This is a genomic window from Enterobacter sp. CM29, assembly GCF_013179605.1.
GTDB lineage: Bacteria > Pseudomonadota > Gammaproteobacteria > Enterobacterales > Enterobacteriaceae > Enterobacter > Enterobacter intestinihominis.
Genome location: NZ_JABMCU010000239.1, coordinates 1 through 5,698, shown reverse-complemented (window position 1 = coordinate 5,698; position 5,698 = coordinate 1). Strand labels below are relative to the sequence as shown.

The following is a 5,698-nucleotide window of genomic DNA, read 5'->3' as shown; positions in this document are numbered from 1 at the left end:
TCTCACCGCGCTGTCGGTTGAGGTGGTCACTTTTTTGTTGAAGAAATCGGTGCTTGCCGGTTTGCCGACAGCCTGACGGTAGAAGACCTGGTGGCTGATATCGCCACCATTTTTCACTGGCCGCCGTCCGTCACTGACGTTATGCCGCTGACCGAAGTGCTGGAGTGGCGGCATAAAGCGATTCAGAGAAGCGGGGCCAGCGATGAGTGACACTAACCTGCGTTTGCAGGTAATTCTAAATGCGGTTGATAAACTCACCCGCCCATTCCGATCAGCGCAGGCCAGTTCTAAAGAGCTGGCTACCGCCATTCAGCAAAGCCGCGCAAGATTAAAAGAACTGGACGCCCAGGCGGGCCGTATTGACGGTTTCCGCAAGGCAAGCGCGCAGCTGGCCGTCACCGGCAACAGTCTTAAAGCCGCACGCGAAGAAGCGGCGAAGCTTGCCACGCAGTTCTCGGCTACTAACCGGCCGACGGCGGCGCAGGCGCGTCTGCTGGAGCAGGCAAAAAACCGCGTTAACGAGCTGCAGAGCAAATACAACGGCCTGCGTCAGTCGGTGCAGCGTCAGCGTCTTGCGCTCAATGAGGCCGGGCTGGACACCAAAAAGCTGAGCAGTGCGCAGCGGGAGCTGCGGCAGAATGCCGACGAAACCCGGCAGGCGCTGGACCGACAGCAGAAATCCCTTAAACGCCTGGGCGAGCAGCAGGCCCGTATGAACGCGGTCCGCGATCAGTATTCGCGGCGCCTTGAGGTGCGGGATCGTATTGCGGGCGCCGGAGCAACGACTACTGCCGCCGGGCTGGCGATGGGCGCGCCGGTGATGGCTGCCGTTAAAAGCTATGCCAGCATGGAAGATGCGATGAAAGGCGTGGCAAAGCAGGTTAACGGGCTGCGGGACGACAACGGCAACCGCACAAAACAGTTTTACGACATGCAGGATGCCATCAAGGCCGCCAGTGAACAGCTGCCGATGGAGAATGGCGCCATCGACTATGCCGCGCTGGTTGAGGGTGGCGCCCGCATGGGCGTGACAAACCAGAATGATTCTTACGAAGACCAGAAGCGTGACCTGCTGGCCTTTGCATCCACTGCAGCAAAGGCCGCAACGGCATTCGAGCTGCCCGCTGATGAGCTGGCGGAGGGGCTGGGTAAAATCGCGCAGCTGTATAAAGTGCCGACCCGAAATATTGAACAGCTTGGCGATGCCCTGAACTACCTGGACGATAACGCCATGTCTAAGGGCGGCGATATCATCAATGTGCTGCAGCGCATGGGGGGCGTGGCCGACCGGCTTGATTTCCGAAAGGCGGCCGCGCTGGGTTCCACCTTCCTGTCTCTGGGCGCCGCGCCCGAAATTGCCGCCAGCGCATCAAATGCGATGGTGCGCGAACTGTCGATTGCAACCATGCAGAGCAAGCGGTTCATGGAAGGTATGGATCTGCTGAAACTCAATCCAGAAGAGATTGAAAAGCAGATGACAAAGGACGCAATGGGGACCATTCAGCGCGTGCTGGAGAAGGTCAACAAGCTGCCGCAGGATAAACGCCTGTCCGCCATGACGATGATATTTGGCAAGGAGTTTGGCGACGATGCGGCGAAGCTTGCAAACAACCTGCCGGAGCGGCAGCGACAGCTGAAACTCACCTCAGGCACTGAGGCTAACGGCTCCATGCAGAAAGAATCCGATATCAATAAGGATTCACTTTCCGCGCAGTGGTTGCTTGTTAAAACGGGCGCGCAGAACGCTTTCAGTAGCCTGGGGGAAACCCTGCGCCAGCCGCTGATGGATATCATGGGGTACGTCAAAAACGTTACCGGGGCACTGCGTCGATGGGTTGAGGCTAACCCGCAGCTTGCGGGCACGCTGATGAAAGTGGCGGCAGCCACAGCTGCGATCACCGTTGTGCTCGGCACGCTGGCGGTGGCCGTGGCTGCCGTGCTGGGGCCGCTGGCGGTGATCCGTTTTGGCCTGTCCGTGTTGGGTGTAAAAACACTCCCCTCCGTTATGTCTGCAGTGACCCGCACCGGCGGCGCGCTGTCCTGGCTGGCAAATGCGCCACTTTCCCTGTTGCGCCGTGGCCTGGCTGCATCCGGCAGCAGCGCCGGATTGCTGGCGCCTCCCCTTAACTCCCTGCGCCGTTCTGCCGGGCTGGCTGGCAACGCGCTGAAAGCGCTGGCCGGTGCGCCGCTTGCTGTCCTTCGCGGCGGAATGTCTGGTATTCGCAACATTATCGGCATGGTAATGAATCCGCTGGCCGCGTTGCGCGGGGGATTATCCGCAGCCGGTGGCGTGCTGCGTTTTCTGGCGTCCGGCCCGCTGGCTCTCCTTCGCGTTGCGCTGTACGGGATTTCTGGGTTGCTGGGCGCCCTGCTTAGTCCGATAGGGCTCGTTGTGGCGGCGCTGGCTGGCGTGGCGCTGGTTGTCTGGAAATACTGGCAGCCGATAAGCGCATTTTTAGGCGGAGTGGTTGAAGGATTCAAAGCTGCGGCTGCGCTTATCAATGCGGCGTTTGAGCCACTGCAGCCTGTTTTCCAGTGGATAGGTGACAAGGTCCAGGCATTGTGGGGCTGGTTTACTGATCTGCTGACGCCGGTTAAATCCACCTCTGCAGAGCTGCAAAGCGCGGCGTCGATGGGGCGGCAGTTTGGGGAGGCGCTGGCGGCAGGGCTGAACATGGTCATGCACCCGCTGGATTCGCTTAAATCGGGCGTGTCCTGGCTGCTTGAAAAACTCGGCATTGTCAGCAAGGAGGCGGCCAAAGCGAAGCTTCCTGAGCAGGTCACGCGGCAGCAGCCAGCCACGGTAAACACAGACGGTAAAGTGGTGCTGCCGCCTGGCGGATTCCCGACGATGGGTTTTGCGGGCATGTACGACAGCGGCGGTACCATTCCGCGCGGCCAGTTCGGCATCGTGGGCGAGAATGGCCCTGAGATTGTTAACGGACCCGCCAATGTCACCGGCAGGAAACGGACTGCTGATCTGGCGAGGGTAGCGGCAACGCTCAATCCTTCCCGGACGGAACCGGCCAGCGCTAAACAACGTCCTGAACGCGGGATAGTTCTGCCGCCTGATAGTGTGAATGGTCCGGCAAATCTTCCGGTAATCAATCGCACTACTGAACTGGTGAAACTGGCGGCAACGGTAAGCCCGGTTCGTGATGTAACAGCCAGCCCGGAGCAACGGCCTGAAAGCAGGTAATACTGCCGCCTGAGATTGTTAACGCCCCGGTAAATCGTCCTGGTCGGGATCGTGCTGCGGAGCTGGCTGATATCGCTGCGGCTGTCATGCCAGCACCGGCAGTTACGGAAATCACGGATAACAGGGCTGACCCGATGGCTATGCGCCAGAAGGTGTTCGCTTCCGTGGTCGCTGGCGTAATGGGCCTGGCGGCTGCCCCGGCAGAAGCCGCGCCAATTCATCCGTACAGTGTACCTGTCAGGACGCAACCGGCGCCGTCGGCGAAGGCAGAAAGACAGCCGCAGGTAATTAAGTACGAGATAAGCGCGCCAATACATATTGTCGCCCAGCCAGGGCAAAGCGCGCAGGATATCGCCCGCGAGGTGGCCCGGCAGCTTGATGAGCGTGAGCGCAGGGCCAGGGCAAAAACACGCAGTAATTTCAGTGATCGAGGGGGTTACGAATAATGATGATGGTGCTGGGGTTATACGTATTCATGCTGCGCACCGTGCCCTATCAGGAGTTGCAGTATCAACGCAGCTGGCGGCACGCTGCCAACAGCCGGGTTAACCGGCGCCCGTCAACGCAGTTTCTTGGGCCGGATAACGATTCGCTTACGCTGTCCGGCGTCCTGCTGCCGGAGATAACCGGCGGCAGGCTGTCTTTACTGGCGCTGGAGCAGATGGCGGAGCTGGGGAAGGCCTGGCCTTTGATTGAGGGGAGCGGGACAATTTACGGCATGTTTGTGATCGAGAGTCTGAGCCAGACAAAAACGGAATTTTTTGAGAGTGGTATGCCCCGGCGCATCGAATTTTCGCTGAGCCTGAAACGGGTGGATGAATCGCTGTCTGATATGTTTGGCAGCCTCAGCGATCAGCTCAGTAATTTGCAGGACTCCGCCACCTCTGCGATAGGCAAAATGAAAAACACGGTTGGGGGGTTACTGCAGTGAATTTCAGCTCTGATCTCCTGAACCTGAACAGCAAAACCCCCGGTTTCAGTATCATCATTGAAGGTAAAGATGTAACTACCGTGCTGGATGCGCGCCTGATGAGTCTGACGCTGACGGATAACCGGGGCTTTGAAGCGGACCAGCTTGATCTGGAACTGGACGACTCGGACGGGCAAATCGTTCTGCCGCGTCGGGGGGCCATTATTCAGTTTGCGCTGGGGTGGAAAGGTCAGCCGCTTTTTCCGAAAGGGGCCTTTACTGTCGATGAGATTGAGCACAGCGGAGCGCCTGACCGTCTCACAATTCGCGCGCGTAGCGCAGATTTCCGTGAAACCCTGAATACGCGGCGTGAAAAGTCCTGGCACCAGACAACGGTGGGCGAAGTCGTGAAGGAAATCGCGGGCAGGCATAAATTAAAGATGGCGCTGGGAAAGGACCTGTTGGACAAGCCTGTCGATCATCTTGACCAGACCAACGAGAGCGATGCGAGTTTCCTGATGAAGCTGGCGCGGCAGTATGGGGCGATAGCCTCAGTTAAGGACGGCAATCTGTTGTTTATCCGCCAGGGGCAGGGCAGAACGGCAAGCGGTAAGCCGCTGCCGGTTATCACCATAACCCGCTAGGCCGGTGACGGTCATCGTTTTACCCTGGCTGATCGCGATGCCTATACGGGGGTAATTGCCAGCTGGCTCCATACCCGTGAGCCTAAGAAAAAAGAGACGGCAAAGGTTAAGCGCCGTCGAAAGAAAACCACTGCGGCAAAGGAGCTGGAAGCAAAACAGGGAGATTACCTGGTTGGAACGGATGAAAACGTGCTGGTACTCAACAGGACTTATGCAAACCGCAGCAATGCAGAGCGAGCGGCAAAGATGCAGTGGGAGCGCCTGCAGCGCGGGGTGGCAACATTCTCCCTGCAGCTCGCAGAGGGAAGGGCTGATCTGTATACCGAAATGCCGGTGAAGGTCAGCGGCTTTAAACAGCCTATTGATGAAGCGGAATGGACGATCACCACGCTCACGCATACGGTCAACGCTGACAGTGGTTTTACAACCAGCATTGAGTTTGAGGTGAAAATTGACGATCTCGAAATGGAATAAGTGGTTCTCAGTATTGAATAATGGTGTATCATTATTGCGAATTAAGCAAAGATAAAAGGGGGATTGATAAATGATGAATTGTCCGTTGTGCGCTCAGGCCGCACACACACGCAGCAGTTTTCAAGTCTCCACTCAGACCAAAGAGCGTTACAACCAGTGTACCAATATTGAGTGCGGGCATACGTTCGTGACACATGAAACGTTTGTGCGTTCGGTTTGTCGTCCGGAGAAAATTAGCGCCGCACCTCCGCATCCCAAAGGGATGCAGCAACAGCTTTCTTACTAACCCGCTACGGCGGGTTTTTTCGTTCGGAAACTTATAAACAATAAAAACTCCTAGAAGAGATCATTTAGCGCAATGAATGATTAGTGAAGACGTGGCTCACTCTTCGGGAATTTCTCTGCCTTGTTTAACAAGATGCTTAATGGTTGCGTAGTCATAATATCCTGCCGCAACTTGTTTAGCGTATT

Annotated in this window: 3 protein-coding genes and 3 pseudogenes; all 6 read left to right on the top strand. The window is 57.2% G+C overall.

Annotation, left to right across the window (positions count from 1 at the left end; all coding sequences use genetic code 11):
- A pseudogene (locus HP459_RS20710) lies at positions 1-76 on the top strand (phage tail assembly protein); the annotation flags it as partial.
- Positions 77-90: 14 nt separating this feature from the next.
- Positions 91-210, top strand: coding sequence for a GpE family phage tail protein (locus tag HP459_RS20705; protein WP_007848878.1), 120 nt, complete (start codon positions 91-93; stop codon positions 208-210).
- Positions 203-3,645 (top strand): annotated as a pseudogene (locus HP459_RS20700) (phage tail tape measure protein). Before HP459_RS20705 ends, HP459_RS20700 begins: the two are co-directional and overlap by 8 nt.
- The gene (locus HP459_RS20695; protein ID WP_171936758.1) at positions 3,645-4,130 is read left to right on the top strand and encodes a phage tail protein; all 486 of its coding nucleotides are present in this window, start codon (positions 3,645-3,647) and stop codon (positions 4,128-4,130) included. The pseudogene HP459_RS20700 and the gene HP459_RS20695 overlap by 1 nt, the downstream one beginning before the upstream one ends.
- Positions 4,127-5,227 (top strand): annotated as a pseudogene (locus HP459_RS20690) (phage late control D family protein). Before HP459_RS20695 ends, HP459_RS20690 begins: the two are co-directional and overlap by 4 nt.
- Before the next feature lie 70 nt (positions 5,228-5,297).
- The gene (locus HP459_RS20685) at positions 5,298-5,513 is read left to right on the top strand and encodes an ogr/Delta-like zinc finger family protein (protein ID WP_171936757.1); all 216 of its coding nucleotides are present in this window, start codon (positions 5,298-5,300) and stop codon (positions 5,511-5,513) included.
- The last annotated feature ends 185 nt before the right edge of the window (positions 5,514-5,698 follow it).

Bases quoted from the DNA above. Each gene is read 5' to 3' on its own strand.
- HP459_RS20695 (WP_171936758.1), top strand. From the start codon at position 3,645: ATGATGATGGTGCTGGGGTTATACGTATTCATGCTGCGCACCGTGCCC.
- HP459_RS20685 (WP_171936757.1), top strand. From the start codon at position 5,298: ATGATGAATTGTCCGTTGTGCGCTCAGGCCGCACACACACGCAGCAGT.